The 23114-nt window shown below is 46.9% G+C and carries 20 protein-coding genes; 17 read left to right on the top strand and 3 right to left on the bottom strand.

What is annotated here, in order from left to right; translation table 11 throughout:
- Positions 1-38: 38 nt before the first annotated feature.
- On the bottom strand, positions 39-1853 hold the full coding sequence (locus ACWQXP_RS07330) for a trans-sulfuration enzyme family protein (protein ID WP_454062175.1): 1815 nt from the start codon (positions 1851-1853) through the stop codon (positions 39-41).
- Positions 1854-2389: 536 nt separating this feature from the next.
- Between ACWQXP_RS07330 and ACWQXP_RS07325 the strand changes: the two genes are divergently transcribed.
- From ACWQXP_RS07325 to ACWQXP_RS07300, 6 genes are read left to right on the top strand one after another with little or no spacing between them, the layout of a single operon-like run.
- Entirely contained in the window at positions 2390-3520 is a 1131-nt protein-coding gene (locus ACWQXP_RS07325) for a VOC family protein (protein WP_454062174.1), read from the top strand.
- On the top strand, positions 3517-4368 hold the full coding sequence (locus ACWQXP_RS07320; RefSeq protein WP_454062173.1) for a fumarylacetoacetate hydrolase family protein: 852 nt from the start codon (positions 3517-3519) through the stop codon (positions 4366-4368). The genes ACWQXP_RS07325 and ACWQXP_RS07320 overlap by 4 nt, the downstream gene beginning before the upstream one ends.
- A gap of 39 nt (positions 4369-4407) precedes the next feature.
- On the top strand, positions 4408-5541 hold the full coding sequence (locus ACWQXP_RS07315; protein ID WP_454062172.1) for a homogentisate 1,2-dioxygenase: 1134 nt from the start codon (positions 4408-4410) through the stop codon (positions 5539-5541).
- On the top strand, positions 5538-6188 hold the full coding sequence (locus ACWQXP_RS07310; RefSeq protein WP_454062171.1) for a flavin reductase family protein: 651 nt from the start codon (positions 5538-5540) through the stop codon (positions 6186-6188). The genes ACWQXP_RS07315 and ACWQXP_RS07310 overlap by 4 nt, the downstream gene beginning before the upstream one ends.
- Before the next feature lie 10 nt (positions 6189-6198).
- Complete coding sequence (locus tag ACWQXP_RS07305) at positions 6199-7377, top strand: thiolase family protein (RefSeq protein WP_454062170.1); 1179 nt, start codon at positions 6199-6201, stop codon at positions 7375-7377.
- Positions 7378-7404: 27 nt separating this feature from the next.
- Complete coding sequence (locus ACWQXP_RS07300; protein WP_454062169.1) at positions 7405-9375, top strand: acetoacetate--CoA ligase; 1971 nt, start codon at positions 7405-7407, stop codon at positions 9373-9375.
- A 219-nt stretch (positions 9376-9594) separates the two neighbouring features.
- Here ACWQXP_RS07300 and ACWQXP_RS07295 read toward each other — a convergent pair whose 3' ends face one another.
- On the bottom strand, positions 9595-10443 hold the full coding sequence (locus tag ACWQXP_RS07295) for a hypothetical protein (RefSeq protein WP_454062168.1): 849 nt from the start codon (positions 10441-10443) through the stop codon (positions 9595-9597).
- Between the two features lie 569 nt (positions 10444-11012).
- Here ACWQXP_RS07295 and ACWQXP_RS07290 point away from each other — a divergent pair.
- The 10 genes from ACWQXP_RS07290 to ACWQXP_RS07245 all read left to right on the top strand — a co-directional run bounded on the left by ACWQXP_RS07290 (position 11013) and on the right by ACWQXP_RS07245 (position 19363).
- Entirely contained in the window at positions 11013-11585 is a 573-nt protein-coding gene (locus ACWQXP_RS07290) for a 2-oxoacid:acceptor oxidoreductase family protein (RefSeq protein WP_454063001.1), read from the top strand.
- A 9-nt stretch (positions 11586-11594) separates the two neighbouring features.
- The gene (porA, locus tag ACWQXP_RS07285; protein WP_454062167.1) at positions 11595-12857 is read left to right on the top strand and encodes a pyruvate ferredoxin oxidoreductase; all 1263 of its coding nucleotides are present in this window, start codon (positions 11595-11597) and stop codon (positions 12855-12857) included.
- A gap of 85 nt (positions 12858-12942) precedes the next feature.
- Complete coding sequence (locus ACWQXP_RS07280) at positions 12943-13953, top strand: thiamine pyrophosphate-dependent enzyme (protein WP_454062166.1); 1011 nt, start codon at positions 12943-12945, stop codon at positions 13951-13953.
- The gene (locus tag ACWQXP_RS07275) at positions 13943-15571 is read left to right on the top strand and encodes an NAD(P)-binding protein (RefSeq protein ID WP_454062165.1); all 1629 of its coding nucleotides are present in this window, start codon (positions 13943-13945) and stop codon (positions 15569-15571) included. Before ACWQXP_RS07280 ends, ACWQXP_RS07275 begins: the two co-directional genes overlap by 11 nt.
- A gap of 134 nt (positions 15572-15705) precedes the next feature.
- Positions 15706-16569, top strand: coding sequence for a universal stress protein (locus ACWQXP_RS07270; RefSeq protein WP_454062164.1), 864 nt, complete (start codon positions 15706-15708; stop codon positions 16567-16569).
- A gap of 154 nt (positions 16570-16723) precedes the next feature.
- Entirely contained in the window at positions 16724-16873 is a 150-nt protein-coding gene (locus tag ACWQXP_RS07265) for a hypothetical protein (RefSeq protein ID WP_454062163.1), read from the top strand.
- Positions 16874-16998: 125 nt separating this feature from the next.
- On the top strand, positions 16999-17460 hold the full coding sequence (locus ACWQXP_RS07260) for a hypothetical protein (RefSeq protein WP_454062162.1): 462 nt from the start codon (positions 16999-17001) through the stop codon (positions 17458-17460).
- A 345-nt stretch (positions 17461-17805) separates the two neighbouring features.
- A complete protein-coding gene (locus ACWQXP_RS07255; protein WP_454062161.1) occupies positions 17806-18078 on the top strand; it encodes a type II toxin-antitoxin system Phd/YefM family antitoxin in 273 nt (90 codons plus the stop codon).
- Positions 18079-18150: 72 nt separating this feature from the next.
- Positions 18151-18336, top strand: a complete 186-nt coding sequence (locus ACWQXP_RS07250; RefSeq protein WP_454062160.1) for a type II toxin-antitoxin system RelE family toxin — start codon at positions 18151-18153, stop codon at positions 18334-18336.
- A gap of 484 nt (positions 18337-18820) precedes the next feature.
- Entirely contained in the window at positions 18821-19363 is a 543-nt protein-coding gene (locus ACWQXP_RS07245; RefSeq protein WP_454062159.1) for a hypothetical protein, read from the top strand.
- 5 nt (positions 19364-19368) lie between these two features.
- Here the strand turns inward: ACWQXP_RS07245 and ACWQXP_RS07240 are convergent, their stop codons facing one another.
- Positions 19369-20619 carry an IS256 family transposase gene (locus ACWQXP_RS07240; RefSeq protein ID WP_454061102.1) on the bottom strand — a complete coding sequence of 417 codons (1251 nt, stop codon included), beginning with the start codon at positions 20617-20619 and terminating at the stop codon, positions 19369-19371.
- A gap of 654 nt (positions 20620-21273) precedes the next feature.
- On the opposite strand from ACWQXP_RS07240, the gene ACWQXP_RS07235 reads away from it, so the two are divergent.
- A complete protein-coding gene (locus tag ACWQXP_RS07235) occupies positions 21274-22989 on the top strand; it encodes an ATP-binding protein (protein ID WP_454062158.1) in 1716 nt (571 codons plus the stop codon).
- Positions 22990-23114: the final 125 nt, after the last annotated feature.

Here is a 23114-nt window from a genome sequence, read left to right as displayed (position 1 = left end):
AAACCGTGGCGGATAGCCACGAAAAGTCTCTATGAATCTCAAAATGCCGATTCGATGTAACGTCGATGGATGTCGATATAACACTCTCGAATCAAGGTCTCGATCGTAGATGGATCACCAAAACGATCGCTAAACCCCGGCTGAGTTGGATCGATGGCAAGTTTTGCTGTACTGAGAAAATGATTAATCAGATCACGCGGATGTTCATCCCCGATTGCGAAACGAATCGTGGTAGGACGAATGCCAGCGTCGGTCAGTTCCGTTTCGTCGAGTTCTGAATGAGTCGTTAAAGCCGGGCAGCTGATAATGGTGTTGGATTGGCCCAGTGAAATCATGTGTCCGAAGGTGGGTGACAGCGAATCAAAAAAACGATGAAATACGTCGGGAGATATTTGATCGATATCGATCGTAAACAGGGGTGTGGGTAACCCGAGAAATAACAATTTTTTTCGTAGAGTTGCATTGGGATGGGTGTTCAGTGCATTGGAACGCACGTTGATTTGAGGATGAGTATCGAGGAATTGGACCAGGATTTGGGTGTTAATGCACTTGGCCAACATGCGGAGGTCAAGCGTACGGATGCCCTGAATGACTTCAAAGGCCGAATCAGCATTAAGGAATGCCCCTTTAATATAGTAAACATTCCAGAACATGGTGTCACTCCATGATTTCGCGCCTTCGGTTTGGGCTGTTTCATCAGGTTCGTACCCCTTGGGGGCAAACATGTCATGAGTGCGACCGATCACCGTTCCGGCGATGACAGCCCCGGTGCCGCTGAGGTCTTTGGTATAGCTGTGAATGACAAAGTCTGGGCGTTCATCGGGATCCTCTCGTTGTAAAGGACGAACGAGAAATGGTGTGCCCACGGTGGCGTCCAGCATGACCCGTAGTCCTTCACGGTGGGCCAGTCGACAGATTGCTGGTATATCAAGGACGTCTCCATGTGGATTAGACGGTGACTCCACATACAGGTAGGCCTTACGTCCGCCGGCGAAGCGATCGGCGTATTTCTTTTTCACTCGGGTCCAGCAGGTTGCAAAGTCTGTCGCCTCACATCCATCGAATTGTTCAACGGCAATCTCGAGATTGCCTTCTTTGGCGTACCAATCATAAATGAGCTGATGGGCACCTCCATAGATATTACGACTGGTGATCAAGACATCGTCACGTCCAAGCACATGTGACAATACCCCGTCGATCGCGGCCATACCGCTGCTAAAGTTCCATGCGAAGTATTGTTCGGCATAGGGGCCGGCTTCGAGATCGACGATGAAATTTGCGAGAGAAACCGAAGTTGGGTTCAATAATCGGGAATAGATCTCAAGCAGAAGTTCCTTACCCTTGAATGCATCTTCGATCCATTCGGCACAAGCGTAGATATACGTTGCCGTTCTGGCGATCACGGGCGTAGCGGAAAAAAGTGCGGTGACGTTATCAATTGCGGCATACGGTCCCTTCGTTGCCCGTGTCGATGGATGGTAATCCAATGCCTGGTACGTTCGCCGAAATGGGTTCTGTGCCGTGTCCAGTAATTTGGCCAGTTGGAAGGAGAGAAACTTCTTGGCATTGAAATACGCAATTTGATCACTGCGGTCGAGTGTTTCAATGGTTTTGAGTGTCAGATTCCATAGCAATTCGAAGTCGGCTTGTGATTCATAAAGGCGTTGGGTAATTCTGGCAAGAACTACTCCGAAATCACTATTCGCATTGATTCCAAAATGCGCTAACTGTTCGGTCACCAGCGCTTCGGCACTGTCTGAACCTGTTGTATTGCGTTTTGGCGACAGTTTCCGCATTCCCGCTAAGCTCTGTTCTTGAGATGGGGTCGTACTGTCCTTTGGCGTATACTCCATAAAGCGGCCTTCCTTCCGGCAATGAATGCACTATACCTGCATGAGGCTCTGTCGCAAAGCTTAAGTGAATAGAAGAATACGTGGGTTTTGAGGGGGAAATGAGCTTAAGGACTCCCATTCCCTCCTTATCGTCGTTGATTGGATCTAGGCAAACTCATTTACTGAAAAGCCATGTCTGGCCTGAGACAGAATTCGAGTTCAATTCCATCTGCGTTTAATCATAAATCTTAATGATCAGTAGGGGATAGATTAACCTTTTCTACGATAAGAAAGTAACTGGTATGCTTCAGTCGTGAGTGCGGCTTGATCAAGTCAGAAAAGAATGTTGTCCAGATTCCATTCTATTGGTCCCGTTCCAAATACAGTATCAAAGTCCATGGATGTTGAGTACCATAAGTCTTTGTTACGTCAAATATTATTTTTCGTCAATTAGGCAACAAGGCTATTCTCATTATATAATAAGAATACAGAATACATCGCCAAATCCGTTAAAACGCCATCAGTCACATACACTCTTTTTCATGGGGAACAAGGCAATGGAATTGCCCTCAGCGCTGGGAATCAAAAAAGTTTATTCGATCGAGTTTGTCGTCGATTACTTCGACCGCAGTCGTGATTTCTACCTCAATAAAATGGGATTTCTCGAGTCTCATCAGTCCACACGCGATTGGGAGGAGAAATTCAAAAGCAAAGCCATCTATTTTTCCGCCAATGACATTAAGATCATGGTGTCATCTCCACTGACAACCAATAGCTATACCGCTCAATATTTGCAAACATTATGTCCAGGAGTTCGTAAAATCGTCCTTCAGGTAGAAGACCTGGATCGAACGATCAACTATTTACAAGACCACCATGCGACATTCGTCCACAGGGAGAAAGATATTCATTCCCCAAATAGTCGCCACCATTTTATCACCATTGCTTCTCCGATTGGTTTCTTAGAATTCACCTTCCTGGAAATTGAAGGACAGGATGATGAAATCCCCATGTTTGAGAAGTTATCTTCTCCATCGCCTGGACATTCACCATTGAACCGCATTGACCATATCACCATCAACGCCAGAACTATTTTCCCCATTTGGAATTTTTTTGAGCAGGTGATGGACTTCAAGAAATTTTGGACCGTGTCCTTTCATACCCCAGATTTCAAGTCTGGGAAAAAAGGAACCGGGTTATTTTCACAGGTTATGTATGATCCCGGTTCTCACGTAAAATTTGCTTCCAATGAACCACTGTATCCGCATTTCAATGACTCGCAAATTCAGACCTTTGTCGACAAAAATCATGGAGCGGGCATTCAACACATCGCGTTGGCCGTGGATGACCTGGTGGACACGGTAGGAAAATTTCGATCAAAGGGCATTGAATTTCTCACAACACCTGATACGTATTACGACTTGTTGCCGGAACGAATGGCCGAACAACACATCGTTGACCTTAAAGAGAACCTGACAGACTTAAAAAAACATGGCATCTTGATGGACGGTGAGGACGGTAAATACTTACTGCAAATCTTTCTCAAGGACGCGTCTCTTCTTTACAACGATGAAAGCGCTGGACCTTTCTTCTATGAAATCATTCAACGTTGTGGCCATGGAGGATTTGGTGAAGGCAATTTCCGAGCCTTGTTTGAAGCCATCGAATTGCAGGAACCCGCGTCATGAAACTGTTGAGATACGTGACGCCCGTAGGAGGGCAGGACCACGGTATTCTCATCGGAAACGAAATTTATCCCTTAATGCATATGACCACGACCGAGGCATTGGATAAGCTCAGGGAGGGTGATCAACAATGGGAGAAAATGTTGCAACAGCCTCCAATTGCATTGTCCAATATTACTCTCCTGCCACCGGTGGAATGTCCTGGGGCATTTCTAGATTTTTATACCTTTGAAGACCATGTCCGCACCGCCCGAAAAAAACGAGGGTTGGATGTCGTGCCTGAATGGTATGAGTTTCCTGTTTGGTACAATGGATCCACTCGATGTTTTAGTGGTGATGGCACAACGGTGTTTTTTCCGGAACACGAAAATAAAAAAGACTATGAACTGGAATTAGCCATTGTCATTAAAACGAAATGTCATCGGGTATCCGTTGAAGAGGCGGGAAATTTTATCGGTGCCTATACAATTGTGAACGACTTTAGTGCTCGTCAGCTCCAGGGAAAAGTCATGAAGGTGGGGCTTGGTCCAGCTAAAGCCAAAGACTTTAATACCGGCTTGGGTCCGTGGCTGGTCACTCCCGAAGACATTCCCGATCCTCGAAGCTTGCTGATGCGCGCCTGGGTGAACGGTGAATTATGGTCGGAAGGCAATAGCGGATCGTCGCATTTCAGCTTTGCACAAATGATTGCCTTTGCGGCGGAAGATCAGACGCTCTATCCCGGAGATATTCTTGCCAGTGGTACAGTCGGGACTGGATGCGGCCTTGAACTAGACAAGTTTCTCCAAACCGGAGACAAGGTGGAATTGGAAATTGAACACATTGGGAGGCTGACCCATTGGGTTGGATGAGCTATGTTCAAATACTTGCAGATGGGAAACATACCGAACATGCATCACACCGCACATTATGCGGGCGATCGTTTATTGAATGAATATTGCTTTACCCGCGAAGGATTTGAAGCCCCTTTCTCTATCTGCTACCTCTACCACCCTCCCACGAGTGAGGTGGAAAGCAAACCTTACTCAGAAGCAGCTTGGGGCTCTCTTGAAAAACGTGACGAAACGCTATTACAGAGACGACACTTCAGAAGTTCAATGGGGCAGTCTCAAGGGCACTTCATCAGCGGGAGAACACTGCTTGCCTTCAATGACAATGTCACGTATGGCTTGTGCCATCCAGCGGTGTTTGACTCTGCCTTTTTTGCGAACAACGATGCCGATGAATTGTTTTTTTTGGCGCAAGGTGAAATTACTATTCAAACCCTGTTTGGACAACTCAAACTCGTTTCCGGAGATTATCTGATCGTTCCCCGGTCATGCCCCTATCGATTTACCTTTTCCAGCCCTCCGAAACTGATCTACGTCGAAGCGAAGCAGCACCTCTCCATTCCCAACGAGTACATCAATGCTCAGGGGCAGTTGAAGATGGATGCTCCGTATTCTGAACGAAGTTTCAAATGTCCCGAGTGGGACGTCGAGCTGATGGCAAGCAACGAATCGGTTTCTATTGTGCGCAAACGGCAGGGAGCATTCACACACACGTTTTATTCACATAATTATTTCAAAATGACTGGCTGGGACGGGTATGTCTATCCCTATGCCATCAACTTGAAAAACATTCAACCGAAAACCGGAAGAGTGCACTTACCTCCAGTTTCCCATTTGACTTTTACCGGCGGAGGGTTCGCGGTCATGAGCTTTCTCCCTCGGGTCCTAGACTTCGATGAGAACGCGGTTCCCTGTCCCTTTTATCATTCGTCCGTAGATTGCGATGAGTTACTGTTTTATCACTCCGGTGATTTCACCAGCCGCAAAACCATTGAACGAGGTTCGATCAGCTATCATCCATCGGGTATCCCACATGGTCCGCATCCCGGAGCCTATAAAAATTCCATTGGACTCAGACAAACGAATGAACAGGCGGTGATGGTGGATACGTTCGCGCCGTTGTGTTTGACTCGGCAAAGTGAGGCGTTGGAAGATCCCGACTATCCGACAAGCTGGCAGGAGAAAACAGTATGACTCTTCACACTGAGTTTTTTGACATTCATCCCAAGGACCATTTTTGGGTGGACATCTATCATTTAATGAACTCCATCGTTCAACCGCGCCCCATCGCCTGGATTTCAAGCATTTCGGAGACCGGAACGTTCAACCTGGCACCGTTTAGTTATTTTAATATTTGTTCTATGAACCCCGCGATCATTTCCAACTCGATTTTTTTTAACCGGGATGGATCAGAAAAAGACACGTTGAAAAATATCAAAGCCACGGGCCAATATGTCGTGGGTACGGTTTCCTACCATGCGGCTGAAAAGGCCAACCTCTCCTCCGCTCCCTACAAATCCGACATAAACGAATTCGATGAGGCCAAAGTAGAGCCCATTCTTCGTAACCCTGGGGAACCGGCATTTATCTCTGAAAGCCCGGTGCAACTGGTGTGCGAACTCAACCAAACCATTCCGCTAGGGCAAGGGGCAGGAGTGGGCACGCTCGTTCTTGGTAACGTGAAGCACATTCACCTTTCCACACGACTGAAAAATATCGAGTGGCAAAAAGGGATATCTCCGGAACGCATGAACAATGTTGGCCGGATGGGCGCCGATTTTTATGCCAAAACTTCAGATGTATTTGAATTGCCGCGCGCAACGGTCAACAAAGAACTGTAAGATTGACAACATGAAATCATCACAAGAATCCACCTATATCTACAGCGCCGTACGTACCCCCATCGGAAAGTTTAATGGAGCGTTGTCATCCGTGTCAGCGCCGGAGCTTGGTTCAATCGTCATTGCCGAAGCGGTTCATCGAGCTGGGATCAATCGAAATCAGGTGGATGAAGTCATATTCGGAAATGTCATCTCTGCGGGCGCCGGTCAAGCTCCTGCCCGACAGGCTGCTCTCAAAAGCGGTCTAGGGGAAAATGTTGGTGCGACGACCATCAATAAGGTCTGTGGATCGGGAATGAAGGCCGTGATGATGGCGAACCAAGCCATTCGACTGAATGAGGGGCAGTTCATTGTTGCCGGTGGAATGGAAAGCATGAGTCAGGCACCCTTTCTTGTTCCTCAGATGCGTCGAGGTCGCCATTTGGGAAATGCCTCACTTATCGACAGTCTCATCTGCGACGGGTTATGGGATCAGCATGAAAACGGGCATATGGGAACATTATGTGAAAACGTTTCTCAACAGCATGGTATTTCTCGAGAACGTCAGGATGCCTATGCCATTGCCAGTTATCAGCGCGTGAGGAAGGCACAGAAAGACGGCGTGCTCGCCAAGGAAATTGTTCCCGTCCCCTTATCCCAAAATGGACATTCCACGGTGATGGACCAAGATGAACAACCGAACAGTGATGATCTCGACCAGTTCCCTTTCCTTCCTTCCGTTTTTGACAAAAAGGACGGGACGATTACCAGAGGTAACGGAGCGAAGATCAGTGACGGAGCGGCGGCATTGGTGATTGGTAGAGAATCCTCGAATTTGACCCCCATCGCGAGAATTGTGGGGTACGCCACGCACGCACAATCTCCGGCGACTTTTGCCCTCGCTCCAATTGATGCGGTGAAAAAGGTCCTCAAGCAATCCAACTTTCAACTGAGCGATATCGATCTGTTTGAGATCAACGAGGCTTTTGCCGCCACATCCTTAATCGTTCATGATTGTTTACAGCTAGATCCGGATCAGGTCAATGTTCATGGCGGATCGATTGCCCTGGGTCATCCTATTGGAGCGACGGGAGCACGAATTCTCGTGACTCTGATTCATGCTCTGAAAAGCAAAGGGTTACAACGTGGAGTGGCCAGTTTATGTATTGGAGGCGGAGAGGCAACAGCCATGATTGTCGAAATCGTCTAACTGCCGACCGTAGGCTCGGATTTCTTTATGAATGAAATCCTCTGGCAACCTGATACTGAACGTGTGCAACGATCGGGGATGTTCCGGTTTTTGCAGGCCGTGAACCAGGAATTTTCTCAGAATTTCACCACCTACGTCGAACTGCATCAGTGGTCCGTGCAGCATCTCGAGACCTTCTGGGAATTTTATCGAAGATACTCGGGCATACGGTTTTCGCATCTTCCAGATGAAACCCTCTCTTCCTCAGTCATGCCTGGCGCACGCTGGTTCTCTGGCGCCGAGCTCAATTATGCGGAAAATCTGCTCACTGCATCTTCTGAAAAAACTGCCATTCTCAGCAAGGTAGAGGGGCAAGCCCTTCGATCGCTCACGTACGGCGAGCTTACCGTTCAAGTTAAACAGTTTGCGTCTTCTCTGTTACGCAACGGAGTACAACCGGGAGACCGCGTTGCCGGCTATCTTTCCAATATCCCTGAAACCATCATTGCCATGCTGGGAACAACAGCTATTGGAGCCATATGGACTTCTTGCTCTCCCGATTTCGGACCTCAAGGGGTTAAGGATCGATTCGGACAAGTGAATCCTCAAGTCCTCGTTTGTGTTGCTGGATATGTCTATAACGGAAAGTCATATTCCGTCATAGAAACATTGAACGTCATCATCCCTGATATCCCTAGTCTGCAACATATCGTCATTGTTCCGCAGGGCAACACATCGTCGAGTACAGAAACATTGCGCTTTCATTCAGTCGTGACCTGGGAAGAATTTATCAGCACAGAGAATTCCTTAAATTTTTTATTCAACTCTTTTCCGTTCAATCACCCCTTGTTCATCATGTATTCATCGGGAACCACCGGACTACCGAAGTGTCTTGTGCACGGAGCGGGTGGAACGTTACTCCAACACCATAAAGAACATGCGTTACATACTGACATTGGAACGAAAGATGTGGTGTTTTATTACTCGACATGTGGTTGGATGATGTGGAACTGGTTGGTGTCAGCTCTGGCACAAGAGGCAACGATTGTTCTGTATGAAGGATCTCCTGTGTTTCCGGACTCACGGGTTTTATGGGATTTGATCGATGAGGCGGGAATCACCGTGTTTGGCACGAGTCCTAAGTTCATTGCACAAAACGTCAAACAGGGAATGAACCCATCGAACACACACGACTTGTCTTCGCTTCGAACGGTCTTGTCGACAGGCTCCCCTTTAGATGCCACCTGTTTTCGCTGGATATATCACAATGTGAAACACGACGTGCAATTATCGTCCATTTGTGGAGGGACGGATATCATCTCTTGCTTCATGCTAGGCAATCCGATGCTTCCGGTTCGGTTAGAAGAAGTTCAATGTGTGGGATTAGGCATGGATGTCGTGGCTCTGGATGAGAATAATCACCCCGTGTTCAATCAAAAAGGAGAGCTAGCCTGTCGTTCTCCCGCTCCATCCATGCCGATAGCTTTTTGGAATGATCCAGAGAACACTAAATACTTTCATGCCTATTACGACAAAGTCCCTGATGTTTGGCTCCACGGGGACTATATTGAAATCAAGAATGATGGGGGTGTCATTGTTTATGGACGGAGCGACACCACATTAAATCCTGGTGGTGTTCGTATTGGCACCGCAGAAATCTACCGAATCGTTGAAGGCATAGAGGAAGTGGTGGACAGTTTGATCATCGGTGTTGAGGAAGATCACGATATACGGATGATTCTTTTCGTGGTGTTAAAGAACGGGACCGATGGCGTGTCTCACTACAGGGGGAAAATCAAACAAAGGCTTCGAAAACAAGCGACGCCTCGTCATGTGCCTCATGAAATTTACGAGATTCGAGAAGTTCCCAAAACGATGAACGGGAAAAAAATGGAATCGACTATTCGGGATATGTTTCAGAAGAAAAATTTGGTCAACCAATCGTCCATCGCTAATCTGGATTGTTTGAAAGAATTTGAAGAAATCTACGCGAGTCGATTGGTAGGCAAAAGCGGATGAATATAGCGAATCCAATTAAATGCCAGTTGAATGATTGAGACTGCCATATAGCGTAAGACTACGCCTCAAATATCGGAAGTTATTTGATACGGCTATAAGTGGGTATATAGTACATTAACATTCAACGATGACACCTCCCCCCTGGAGGGAGAAGGGTCGGGTGAGGGGAAATCCCATTTGAACGTTCAATGAATATTCACATTTGAGTCGTGATCTTCTTCAGAATGCTGTTTGATGCAACCGAGGTTCCCTCAAGGATTGGACGTTTTTCATTTCTTTCCGAGATTGATCCAGACCTGACCAAAATGTGTAAATAGCATTCAGGGCCTTGCCCCCAGCCTCAATAAATTTTTTCCCATCAAATTCCGGTTTCGAAAACGATTCCTTTAGTTCATCCAGAACATTATCACCGTGTCCTTTTTCGCTATTAAAATGGAACAGGAAAAATTTCAAAGGAATGGCCGAATCACCAGCCAATTTGTTTTTCTTGTTATACCTTTCTATTCCCGTTATCAATTCTTTCCAGAAATTATTGGACTCGGCTGCCTCACCCTGTCCAATGCCCCAGGCAGCCCATGTTTCGATGGCATAGCTTGCACCCCGGCCAACTTCACCATCCTTGTTGCCATAGGTTTCTTCTAGTCCTCTGATAAAGGCGCGGGTGGAGGAAGATGCCGAATCCCAACTGCCAAGTTTTTCTGGATCGAGATTCAGTGGCCGGGCCGTATCTCGCAGCCAGTTGATATGCGCCCATTGGGTTTTGAATGGTTGGTTTTCTGTCGAACCGTCAGAATTGATTCGAACACCCAACTCGTTTGCCAATATGTATCGTGCATGGGCCTCAGCTTCAAGGTCCGACGCATTCAAAACTCTCATCAATTGGGCTAATAAAAACCATTTGGAAAAGACGGCAAATTGTTCAAACAAGTCAATTAACTGCTCCTCGACCGCCTCGCCCTTTTTAAACCATTGGCAATAGGGATTATGCATGATAACCGGATGACTATGGATTTCATTCTTCACCTCACCCCAAAATTCTTCAAAGCTTTGGCCTTTTGAATTATTCATGGTGAACCTCTATAGCTATAAGTGTTCCAAAGGGTTTCCGTGGTACTGACCTTCTTAGCAGTCCTAAGTTTTTCTCCCCTAACGCACAATGAACAGGATAACCACTTCTATCAACATTTTACCGCAGGAATAGATTAGGGGGAAGTTATTGAAGAACGGAAATAAAGAATAGGATCAGTTCGTGTGTTTCATGGGAAAGTGCTTTATCTCCTGGATTGTATTATGAAAATCTGTGTTTTCTTTGCTTCGCTTCCGTATCGAGATCGTGGGGAAACTTATGGTCTCTATATCGGACCATTCACATGTCACCATAAGGGCGGTCTAGCGATGCTTCTCAGCTGATGCCTTTTGCCCCAGCTCTCATCTCTCATCGAGTTGCGTTTCGCCTCAAACCACAACCCCCATTGTTGTATTAAAAGATATTTCCTTCATTCTTCTCTGGTTCATACACTAATTCACAGGCCTTATCGGAGCACTTCAGCAAGGCATAGCTCTTGCGTTTATCGAATAAAGATAGTTGGATGCGAACGAGTGAAGACATTCCACACAGTTCTATGAAAGTGTAAATGATGTTTCACATTCGGATTCATGGACGTGGCGGGCAGGGGGTCGTGACAGCAGCTGAGCTGCTCTCCATCGCGGCTTTCTTTGATGGGAAATATGCGCAGGCGTTTCCAAGTTTCGGATCTGAAAGAATGGGTGCTCCTGTGACAGCATATTGTCGAATTGGCCATGTGGAAATACGGTCACGTGAACCAGTTTCCCATCCAAATATCGTCATCATTCAAGATTCCACCTTGCTGTTACATGTCGATGTTTTTAGTGGTTTATCGAAAACGGGATACGTCCTCATCAACTCCGCCCGAACACTAGAGGCTTTGCAGGTCGCAGAGTTTTGTTCGACGCTTCCTGAGGGACATTGTTGTGTGATTCCTGTTTCTGAAATCGCGATTCGCCATCTGGGGCGACCGTTGGTCAATACGGGGCTTGTCGCAGGGTTTGCGAAGCTCACGGGTGCACTCAGTAAAGAATCCGTGGAGAGGGCGATTAAGCAAAAATTTCCAGGCCATATAGGTGATGTGAATACTCAGATAGTCGCGAAAGTTTATGAGCAGAATATTGAGCCAACTCTCTTGGTGTAAAGGTATGGAATGAAACAACAAATCGAAGGATCCCAGGCCGTGGCCACTGCCGTAGCCCTCTGTCGTCCTGAAGTCATGGCCTGTTACCCCATCTCGCCACAGACGCATATTGTGGAAACCTTGTCTCAAAAGGTAAAGGCCGGAGAGGTTGGTCTCTGCCAGTTTCTCAATGTGGAATCGGAGTTTGCTGCGTTAGGTGTGCTCATTGGAGCATCAGCCATGGGAGCACGATCGTATACGGCAACGACAAGTCAAGGCCTCTTATTTATGGCTGAAGCCGTCTATAACGCCGCAGGTCTTGGTTTGCCAATCGTGATGACCATTGCGAATCGAGCGGTGGGAGCGCCTATCAATATTTGGAATGACCATTCGGACAGTATGGCGATGCGTGATGCTGGTTGGATTCAACTCTTCGCTGAAAATAATCAAGAAGCGCTAGATCTTCATATGCAGGCCTTTCGGTTAGCTGAAGAACTAAGTGTTCCCGTGATGGTCTGTATGGATGGGTATATTCTCACGCATGCTTTTGAGTTGGTGGATGTACCAACCCAAGAACAAGTCGATGAGTACCTCCCAGAATTTGAACCGGTTCAAGTCTTGGATCCTTCGGATCCTGTTTCTATCGGCGCCATGGTCGGCCCTGATGCCTTTATGGAAGTGCGCTATCTTGCTCATCACAAACATATTCGAGCCCTTAAAGCCATTCCACATATGAGCGAGGTCTTTCATGAACAGTTCGGTCGAATGGCGGGCGGTCTATTAACGCCATACCGTACAGAGGAGGCTGAAACGATTATCATCGCGCTTGGTTCAGTTAATGGGACAATCAAAGATGCTGTTGACGAATTGCGTCTTTCTGGCCTTTCAGTTGGTTCCGTTAAAATCTCGTCCTACCGTCCCTTTCCGACTCATGCCTTGCACGAAGTCGTCAAAAATGCAAAGCGGATCGTCGTGATCGAAAAGGATTTAGCCGTTGGGAAGGGAGGAATCGTCTCGAGCGATGTAAGAATGGCTGTGCAGAATTTGCCGCTTGTCGTGATGACCGTCATCGCAGGTCTAGGCGGCCGAGCGATTCCGAGAAGCTCGATCGTGCGGATGATCCGTGAAGCATGTCTCGAGGGATTAGAAGAACCACATTTCCTCGACCTCAATTGGAAAGTTGTGAACAATGAATTTGTTCGGCAACAACGGCAACGTCGATCTGGTCCTATCCCTGAGAATGTATTAAAGCAAATAGGCCGTCCAGAAATAAATATCCTGTCAACCTCGTGATGAATGTTGCTTCCAAGATGATGAATGGTAAATCCTATCAGATCGTTATTGGGTATTGTGCTCCTATGATTGAGAGATAAAGCCTATGGCACATCAACATATCAAATTTTATCAAACCGGCACATTTACAGTGGGAAATCGTCTGCTCGATGAATCCAATCGAACCGTGCAATCTCAGATGGAACGAACCAATTCACTCAATTCTGGTCATCGAGCTTGCCAAGGTTGTGGTGAAGCATTAGGCGCCCGGTATGCCATCGATGCGGCGATGCGGGCGTCGGATAATCAGCTTGTCGCGGTCAATGCAACTGGATGCTTAGAAGTCTTTTCGAGTCCTTACCCCGAAAGTGCCTGGAAAATTCCCTGGATGCATTCCCTCTTTGGAAATGCTCCTGCTGTCGCTAGTGGTGTGGCGGCGGCATTGCGAGCTAAAGGGAAATCAGAGGTCAGGGTCATTGCCCAGGGCGGAGATGGTGCGACTGTGGATATTGGTTTTGGGTGTCTGTCAGGTATGTTTGAACGTAATGATGATGTGCTCTACATCTGTTACGACAATGAAGCTTACATGAATACTGGAGTTCAACGCTCAGGTTCAACGCCACCAAGAGCCTGGACAAATACGACACAAGCGGTTGGGGCAAACCCTGGAAACCCAACCGGAATTGGGAAAAATGTCCCTCGTATTGCCATGGCTCATGGGATTCCTTACGTCGCAACCGCATCAGTTGCGGATTTGCATGATCTCGAAGCAAAGGTGGCGAAGGCGATGGGTCTGCATGGGGCACGGTACATCCATATTCATGTGCCTTGCCCGCTGGGATGGAAATCTGACCCAGCGCTCACCCTTAAGGTGGCGCGCTTGGCCGTTGAGAGTGGCCTGTTTCCGTTATTTGAAGCGAAACATGGAGAAGTGACGGATTGCACGCCGATTCGATGCCAGGTTCCCGTCGAACGCTACTTAGAATTGCAAGGTCGTTTCAAACATTTGTTTAGTGATCCCACAGATTGTGAATCGCTTGATGCTATTCAAGTCATGGCCGATGCCAATATTACACGGTATGGTTTATTGGAAAAGGGTGAGAAAAATGGAACGTAAACCTTTTGCGATTACACTTGATCCAAGTTCGAGCCTTGCCAATCATACAGGAAACTGGCGAAGTATGCGTCCCGTGTACGCAGAACATCTTCCCCCCTGCAATCACGCATGTCCGGCTGGGGAAAATATTCAATCATGGCTCTATCATGCGGAAGAAGGTAACTATGAAGAAGCATGGCGAACCATCATGGAAGACAATCCATTTCCGGCGATTCACGGTCGGGTCTGCTATCACCCGTGCGAACCTGCATGCAATCGAGGCCAGCTTGATGAGCCTGTGAGCATTCATGCTGTGGAGCGTTTTCTTGGAGATCATGCGATCAAGCAGGGATGGCACGTACAGCCAGGAACGTCCACAGGAAAACATGTGCTCGTGGTGGGCGCAGGGCCAAGTGGTCTATCAGCTGCCTACCATCTTGCACGATTTGGTCATCAGGTGACGATCTATGAAGCGGGTCCCAAACCTGGAGGAATGATGCGATTTGGCATCCCAAAGTACCGCCTATCTCGGGATGTCCTCGATGCAGAAATTTCTCGAATTGAAGCCATGGGCGTAACAATCGTGCTGAATAAGAAAGTTGAAGATTTGGAAGCGACGATCAAGAATGAACGGTGGGAGGCCGTGTTTCTCGCGGTTGGGGCTCACTTGAGTAAACGGGTTGACATTCCTGGTCGAGACGCTGGTCGAATTGTGGACGCACGTTCTTTCCTCTCGAATATGGAAGGGAAGACGCCTCCAAAAATTGGGAGACGAGTGGCTGTTTATGGTGGGGGAAACACGGCCATAGATGCTGCGCGCACGGCAAAACGTCTTGGGGCTTCTGAGACGATGATTATCTATCGTCGAGATGAGAAGCATATGCCGGCCCACACATTTGAAGTAGAGGAAGCTGTAGAAGAGGGTGTGTTGATGCGTTGGCTCCAAACTATTAAGCAGATGGATGATGGAACGATAACGGTCGAACGAATGGAATTGGATGAACATGGCTGGCCACAACCCACAGGACAGTACGAGACCCTTGAGGCTGATACCGTCATTCTGGCGCTTGGGCAAGACGTCGATTTAAAATTTTTACAGGACGTTCCGGGTCTCAAGATTTCTCATGATGGCGTGATTCAAGTCGATGACGCCATGATGACCAGTCGTTTGGGTGTCTTCGCAGGAGGGGACATGGTTCCTGCTGAGCGAACGGTGACAGTGGCGACAGGGCACGGAAAAAAGGCTGCGCGGCACATTGATGACTATCTGCGAGGAACTCAATACGTGAAGCAGGCACCTAATCCATTTGCGTCATTTGAAAACTTGAACCCATGGTATTACACGGAGGCTGAACAAAGTCAGCAATCCTATTTGGCTTTGGTAAGACGACAAGACAGTTTTGAGGAAGTAGTGAGCGGACTCGATGAGAATACGGCCTTGTTCGAAGCAAGACGGTGTTTATCCTGTGGAACCTGTTTTGAATGCGATAACTGCTTTGGTGTCTGTCCAGATAATGCCGTAATCAAGCTCGGTCCTGGCAAACGCTACGAAATTGACTATGACTATTGCAAAGGGTGTGGTATGTGCGCAGAAGAATGTCCGAGTGGTGTCATTGATATGGTCCAAGAAGTTCGGTGAAATCACGAAGGCCGTTTCCAAGTCCGAGGAGCTTCTGTTCCCTCTCCCCGAAGGGAAGAGGATAGGTGAGGGCAGACTTCAATGTGGAAAAAAGGAAAGGGAATTAGTGAACGAAGGTAACGGGAGAAATTATCATGAAAATCATTTTGGCAGTAGATGGATCTGAACAATCCTACGAGGCAGCAAGAGGACTGAGTGGGTTATCTCGCGCAGAGGAATTGATCGTGCTGACGGTTGTTGATGTTCCTAGATTATCGTATCCCAGCATTGGCGTCGGGATAGCTAAAGATTTGTCGATAGAAGTCGAGAAAGCAATGCGAGAGGAAGGAGAACGACTATTAGAGCGCATCATCTCTCTTTTGCCACGTCATCCCGGTCCAGTGAAAAAATCTTTACAGCTCGGTAATCCTGCAGAAATCATTATCGATACCGCGGAAAAGCGACAGGCCAATCTCATCTTACTAGGGGCGAGAGGGCTCGGCCAAATTCAAGAGAAAATGTTTGGGAGTGTCTCGCATAGAGTCATGACGCATGCACCGTGTTCGACTCTTATTGTCAAAGAGTCATTGCGGAAAATTCAAAATATTCTCATTCCTCTCGGGAATCAAGAGGATGGAGAAGCAATTGTTCGGTTTTTTGAGACAAAACCGTTTCAAGAATCTGGTCATGTCACGTTGATGCATGTCGTGCCTTTTTCGCAACCTGTTTGGCCTGTGGGCGCGATGATCCCAGAAGAATTTCGAAAAGAAATCATTGAACATGGTGAGCAGTTTACCGAAGATGTGGCAACAAAGTTACGAAGCCTGGGACATGAAGCCAATGGGTTCGCCGTCATGGGGGCACCTTCTATGAGCATTGCGGATGAAGTGAAGCAACGTAAGCCAGATCTCATTGTGATGCGAACACACAGTCGGTCTGGACTCAGTCGTTTTTTCTTGGGAAGTGTGTCGCACTCAGTTGTCCATCATACACATTGTTCTGTACTTCTTGTGAGGTGAAGGTATGCATCAAGAAGACAAAATGCAAGACAGGAAGGGATTAGGTCAGATTAATCGTTGGATGCTGTGGGGTTCGTTCATCCTTGGATTGAGTATCGTTCTTTATCTCCTGTTCTTCTGTCCTGAAGAATGTCATTGAAGGGACTGTTGAAGAATGCCGCTAGCGGATCTTTCTAGTGCGTCGCTCGCGAATCGTATCTCGTATTTCGTAAAAGATAAAGAAAGTATTTCACAAGATGCGACGAAGAAACGACTTTTCGGGAATTGGGCCTTGGGTTGGCTCGCATTACCTCATGCCAATTAAGATCTCCTCACTTCGAGAGAAATGTCTAGCGTATATACGACCAACACATGAAGTCTATGAGGCAAGTCTTTTTTGAACAGTCCCTGAATGGGATGCAAAGCTAAGCGGTGAAAGGAGGGTGTACCATGTTCGGTAATCCATCACTCATTACTCGAATCGCAATCGGCAAGGGAATTGGCTTTATCGTTGGACTTGTAGGCTTTCTTTTGTTGCCATTTGTTTTACCTGAGGCCAGTTGGTTCTTACGCTGGGGAATCTTGTTCTGGTATACGACTGTCGGCGCCGTCATTGGCGTATATGGAGTCTTTACATGGCACCCTATCTTAAAGATGCCGATGCCATGGTGGTTTCGTTCCACCGTGATTGGCGCATGGATGAATTTCGTGCTGACGTTCTTCGCCTACAACGATTTGAAGGCCATCATGGTGCATAGCTTTGGCCCAAACGGCACGTTGTCCTCGCCATTTTGGTTCGTACTCGAAGGAGCTATAGTCGGAATTATCATAGGATATTTCGCGACTCGGTTTGGTGGCGAAGGTAAGGAGACCGTCGCAGAGCGAGACACGATCGCAGTAAGCCCAAGCTGAATCGTTTGTCGACGCGTAAATATGAGCAAGAAGACAAGGTGCAAAATAGGAAGAGATTTGGTCAGATTAATCGTTGGATGTTGTGGAGTTCGTTTCTCCTTGGCTTGGGTATCGTTCTCTATCTCCTGTTTTTCTGTCCTGAGGAAGGTCACTGAACTTGCTAGTCTTGTCTGTCACTTCACTGCAATCATCAATGACCCCTTGCCATCATTTGCTGGGAACTTCGCATTGAATAGGTCAAAAGGGAAGGGTTGGATGTTGGGGGGAAAGGCAGTTTCTTGACTTTTGAGTGAAATAGCCTAGCATCAAGGACTACATGGAATTAAAGCAAGAAGGAGAATCTACATGCGACGTACGATCCCGTTGGCCGAAGCCAAGCATAAACTTTCAGCGATTGTCCAAAAAGTCAATGAATCTTACGAACAAGTTGTGATTATAAAAAATGAGACTGATGCCGCTGTGCTCCTGAGTGCCGATGAGTATGAGGGATTGCTAGAGACGCTTGACCTGCGATCCCATCCCGACGAAGAGCAGGTCATCCTCCGTGCCAAAAAGCAAGCCCGTAAAGGGCAGACCGTTGCGCTCTCCACCATGAAGAAAAAACTGGCACGCTCGTGAATTATGCGGTTCGATTCACACGTGAATTGGAACACGGTATAGCCCACAAATAGCCAAGGCAGATCGCCAGCTTTGTCAGCGAATGATGTGGAAGCTGGAGACCTTGGAGACCGCACCACTTCAAGGGAACCGTTAGTTGGGAATCATGCAGGAGAGCGATCTTTACGAGTGGGAGCCTATCGAATCGTGTACGAAGTTTGGGAAGGCAAAAAACAGGTGATCATCCTCACAGTCAAGCAACGCCGTCACGTCTATTAGGCCAAAGGGAAACCTTTCATGGATGCACGTACGGCACGAGCGGCGTTTCCTCAAAAAACTTGATTTGCTGCTCATTCTTATGTCTCTTTCTCAATCTTGGGTACCTTGTTAGGTTGTTGCATCGTTGGACCATATAATAGAGAAAAAGGAGAATGTCCCCATTTCCTGAGGAATGTCACTGATCTTTTCCGTGTTGCCCGTCCCTTCCCTAAAGGGTATTTCCATATTATTTCCTCCATCCACGCCTTGACTTAATTCATGAAATGACGAAAAATTTGTCTAACCTATTCCAATTCGATGGGTAAGTGCTTCTCTGAATCAAGTCTGGGCCTGGGACAGCTTGTTTGCGCTTGCGGCTGCCGAACGAGTGATGTTGAGCGTTTGTTCTCGTCCCAAACTGGATTTTAATCGAAACAAGAGTAAGAGGTTGGGGTGGCATACTAATACTTCTTAGTTACTTCATTTTAAGGAATTTGATATCGCAATGAGCTTCACTCTTCCGCAGTTGTTACCTGGCATCGAGACCGGTCTAAATAATATTGGCTTTTTGTTTGGTTCAGGTACTTCAAAAGAGGCTGGATATCCTCTTCTGCCTGATCTAACCAAAGCAGTTATTGAGAATCTGGGAGCTACAAGTAAGGAGCTAGTTGATGAAATTTTCAATGATAAAGGGTTCACTTATGATCCTACTATCGGGACACCAAATATTGAAGATCTTTCGGATTTAGTAACTGAATACTGCGTAAATACAAACGATCCTAGGTACTTGAAACTTGAATGTGAAATCCGGAAATTAAGTTTTGAAAATATTCTTTCTGTTGAAAATCCAAATATTACACACCATATACGATTTCTCGAGGCTTTGAAGAAAAGAGCGCATGGCACGCCAGCTACTGTGACAATAATAACAACGAACTATGATGTTCTTTTTGAGTTAGCTGCTAGGCATGTCGGGCTTCGGGTTGAAACGGGTTTTGATGGCCCGCTATGTAGGACTTTCGGAGCTATTGTCAAATCTTGGGTATGACTTCCTTAGGCGGCCTTCCTGGTGACTGCTTCTCCATCGACGAATATGATGCCCTCAGTAATCTGGACGAGCCGCTGATAGCCTCGCAACCGTCGCCATGTTTTTTCTGCACAGCGCACCAATTGGAAAGCCATGGTTAACGCGGTCGTTCGAGACAGACAGCCTCGTGTTTTGGCGGTGCGTAAGCGCACCGTGGCAAAGGTTGATTCAATCGGATTTGTCGTTCGAATATGCTGCCAATGCTCGGCTGGAAACTGATAGAAGGCCAGCAGGGCCTCTTGGTCCTTCTGTAAACAGTCGGCGACTTTCGGGTATTTCGCTTCATAGGTCTGGATCAATCCATCAAAGGCCTTGGTCGCTTGAGCTTTGGTGGGGGCCATCCAGATCTCGTGGAGCCCGGCCTTGGCTTTCGCCTGCAAGCTCTTCGGCAGTTTATTCAACACGTTGGCCGTTTTATGCACCCAACACCGTTGTCCCTTGGTCGAACCATAGACTTGAGGTAGGGCTTTCCAGAATCCCAAGGCACCATCGCCCGTCGCCAAGTCTGGCCCCATGGTCAAGCCACGGCGGTGGAGATTGAGGAGGAGGTCCTTCCAGGATTGCTCGCTCTCTCGGATCCCATCCTCTACTGCAACCAGCTCTTTATGCCCATCGGCCGTGGCCCCAATCACCACCAAAAGACAGGGCGAGTCCTCCATGCGTACATTTACGTGCAGACCATCCACCCAGAAATACACATACCGCTTCCCCGTCAAATCTCGCTGCTGCCACACTTCCCACTCGTGCTGCCAGCCAACTTTCAACCGACACACCGTGGCCGGGGAGAGCCCCGTAGGATTACCCACAAGGGTCCGTAAGGCCGCGGAAAAATCTCCGGTCGAAATCCCCTTCAAATAGAGCCACGGAATCAACTCCTCTAGGCTCTTGCTCCGCCGAAGATAGCGAGGCCGGATCGTTGAGGTAAACGCAATGCGATCGGTCTTCGGAATCTTCCGTTGATCACGGATTCGTCGGCCTCGGATCGGGACGCCCCCAATCCCCGTTTGAATGGTGCGTTCCGGCAAATAGCCATTCAGGACAATCATCTGATGCCCCTCGTCATCGCGGAGAGTCGCATGGCTAGCGAGAAATGCTCGAGCTTCCTCCTCCACCGCTTGAGTCAGAAGGTCACGTGCTCCCTTACGCAGCACCGCTGTCAAGGGATCCTCCGTATGCTCATCTTGATTCGTCTGCTCTACAACGTTACGCTCTTTCATGGCGTATCCTCCTTTTGTTTGAAAGGGTGGTGATCTTGCTCGATCACCAGGATACGCCGCCTTTCTCTTTCAGATCATCCCCAACTTTTTAATATAACTCGGACTTTCGATCCTTTAGTTTTTGATCTTAGCCGTGGTGTAATCGAAAAAAACCGTTTTAGCGAAAGAGCAGAATTACATCTAAATATTCTCAAACTCCATGGTTCAATTTCTTGGCTATTAGAAAATGGACATGTATTTGAGAGCGGTTTGGATTTAAACAAAGTCTCGTCGCAAAGAGCCATGATACTACCACGTCGTAAAAAGGTCCTCGATACGCTTGCTGATCCTTTCGATCAATTATTTACCCGTACATCTAGGCTGCTTGGTTCCAAATACAAATATTTAGTCAGTTGCGGATTTAGTTTTGGTGACAAGCATATAAATGATCAACTTTTATTCCCAAAACTTAGTGCAGGGCAGATACGACTAGTGGCACTTTGCGGCCAAGAGCCTGAATGCATTTCAGAATTAAAAAAGTTTTCTGCGTTATCTGCGGGATTTCCTACTTATTGCTACATTGATGGAAATACGATAAATACGGGAACTGATCTATGGAAGTTTAGTTCTCTTACGGAACTGCTAATTCCATAGTAGTAATAAGGAACATAAGAAATGAGTGATTATCGAATTGGTAAAATAGTTAGCGTTTCCGGCGAACGAATTTTCATCTCTTTAATTGATTATTCAGATGGGGATGGTATTGAGGAGGGTGTCCCACCCACAATGATTGTCAATCTTTCAACTGCACACGGACCTACTCCTCTCCTGATTGGTCAGCCCGGTACTTTTCTATCAGTTTGCCTACCCGTAGGGAGGCTACTTGCAATGATTACAACCATTGATATGCGGGAATCAATTCCGATTCAAAGTGAGGTTAAAACTGCCGAAGCCGAAGGATTGGCAATAATTGAAGGACATAAACGAGTAGTGTGCGCAGTACCCGTTGGAACATTGGATCCTGGTGGGAAATTTGAAAGAGGAACGGATGTGTTACCTACCGTCAATTCCTCAGCTCTTGCTGTTTCTCCTGTTACAATTAATAAAGTTTATGAACAGTATGCTGAAGGTACTTTTTCCCTTGGTCATCTTTCTCTAATTCCAAGTCAACCAGCAAATATAAACTTAGACGCGTTCCTTTCAAGGCATGGGGCAATACTCGGGCAAACTGGTGGCGGTAAATCATGGGCGGTAGCTTCATTCCTGCAGAAGATTTCTTTATTTCCTCAATCAACTGCCGTGCTATTCGATCTCCATGGCGAATATTCTTCTGCTTTTGGAAATGAAGCAGACGTTATTTCAGGCAATGATATTGAGTTGCCATATTGGCTGATGAACAGCGAAGAGTTGCTTGGCCTTATGGTTGACCGAACCGAATCTGCTGCTCCGAATCAAATTGCTAAGTTTAAAGATCTACTTCAGGCAGCTAAAGACAACCATCCTGAGAATCAGGCGCTTGGGCTTGATCGAATTACTATCGATACTCCGGTTTACTTTAATTTTAAAGAAATATTACAAGAATTTCGTCGGTTGGATACTCAAATGGTTCAAGGTGCAAATAATCGAGAAAGACAAAGTCCACTTTTTGGTCAATTCACTCGTCTCTTAATGAGAGTTGATTCTAGGTTGAATGACCGACGATACGATCTCATCTTTAATCCTAAAACTTATGCTACAAGCGCATCTATGGAAGACTTATTCCGACGACTCTTAGGTGAGCAGCCAGAGAATCAAAAGAAACTTGTGATCATTGATCTTAGTCCTGTTCCATATGATGTTAGAAATTCAGTAATCTCTCTTATCCTACGTTGTCTTTTTGATTTTTCATATTGGTATCGCAGATTGAACGGGGCCTCATATCCAATTGCCGTATTCGCCGATGAGGCACATATTTACCTAAATGAGCATGACTCAAACTCTCGGCCAGCATGTGAATCAGCAGAACGAATAGCAAAAGAGGGAAGGAAATACGGCATCAGCCTCACTGTTATTAGCCAAAGACCACGTGAAGTTTCTTCGACAATTCTTTCCCAGTGTAACTCTTTTCTATGTCTTAGGATATCGAATCCAGATGATCAGAGTTACGTGAAAAACCTACTCCCGGATTCCGTTCGGGGTATTACTAGTATGTTTGCTACGCTCCGGCGAGGCGAGTGCATACTGTTAGGAGAATCGGTAATGATGCCAACACGTATTAAGATTGACCCTCCAAGTCCAACGCCGCATAGTGATGATACATCGTTCTATACCACCTGGAACAAAGCACATGAGCAACTAAATGTTGCAGATGTGCTAAATGCATGGAGACGTCAAGGTATTCTGGACAAATAGGAGAATAGAAAAGGGGACATTATTTTTTTTGAAATCAAAATGTGACTTCTCCGTTTCTCGATTTTTTTCACGCCGAGGAGACCGAAGTTTCTTAGCCAATACCTTGCTCTGGGAAAAGGGGTCAT

This window comes from Candidatus Nitrospira salsa (assembly GCF_965152625.1).
This window is presented reverse-complemented; position numbering and strand designations above follow the sequence as displayed.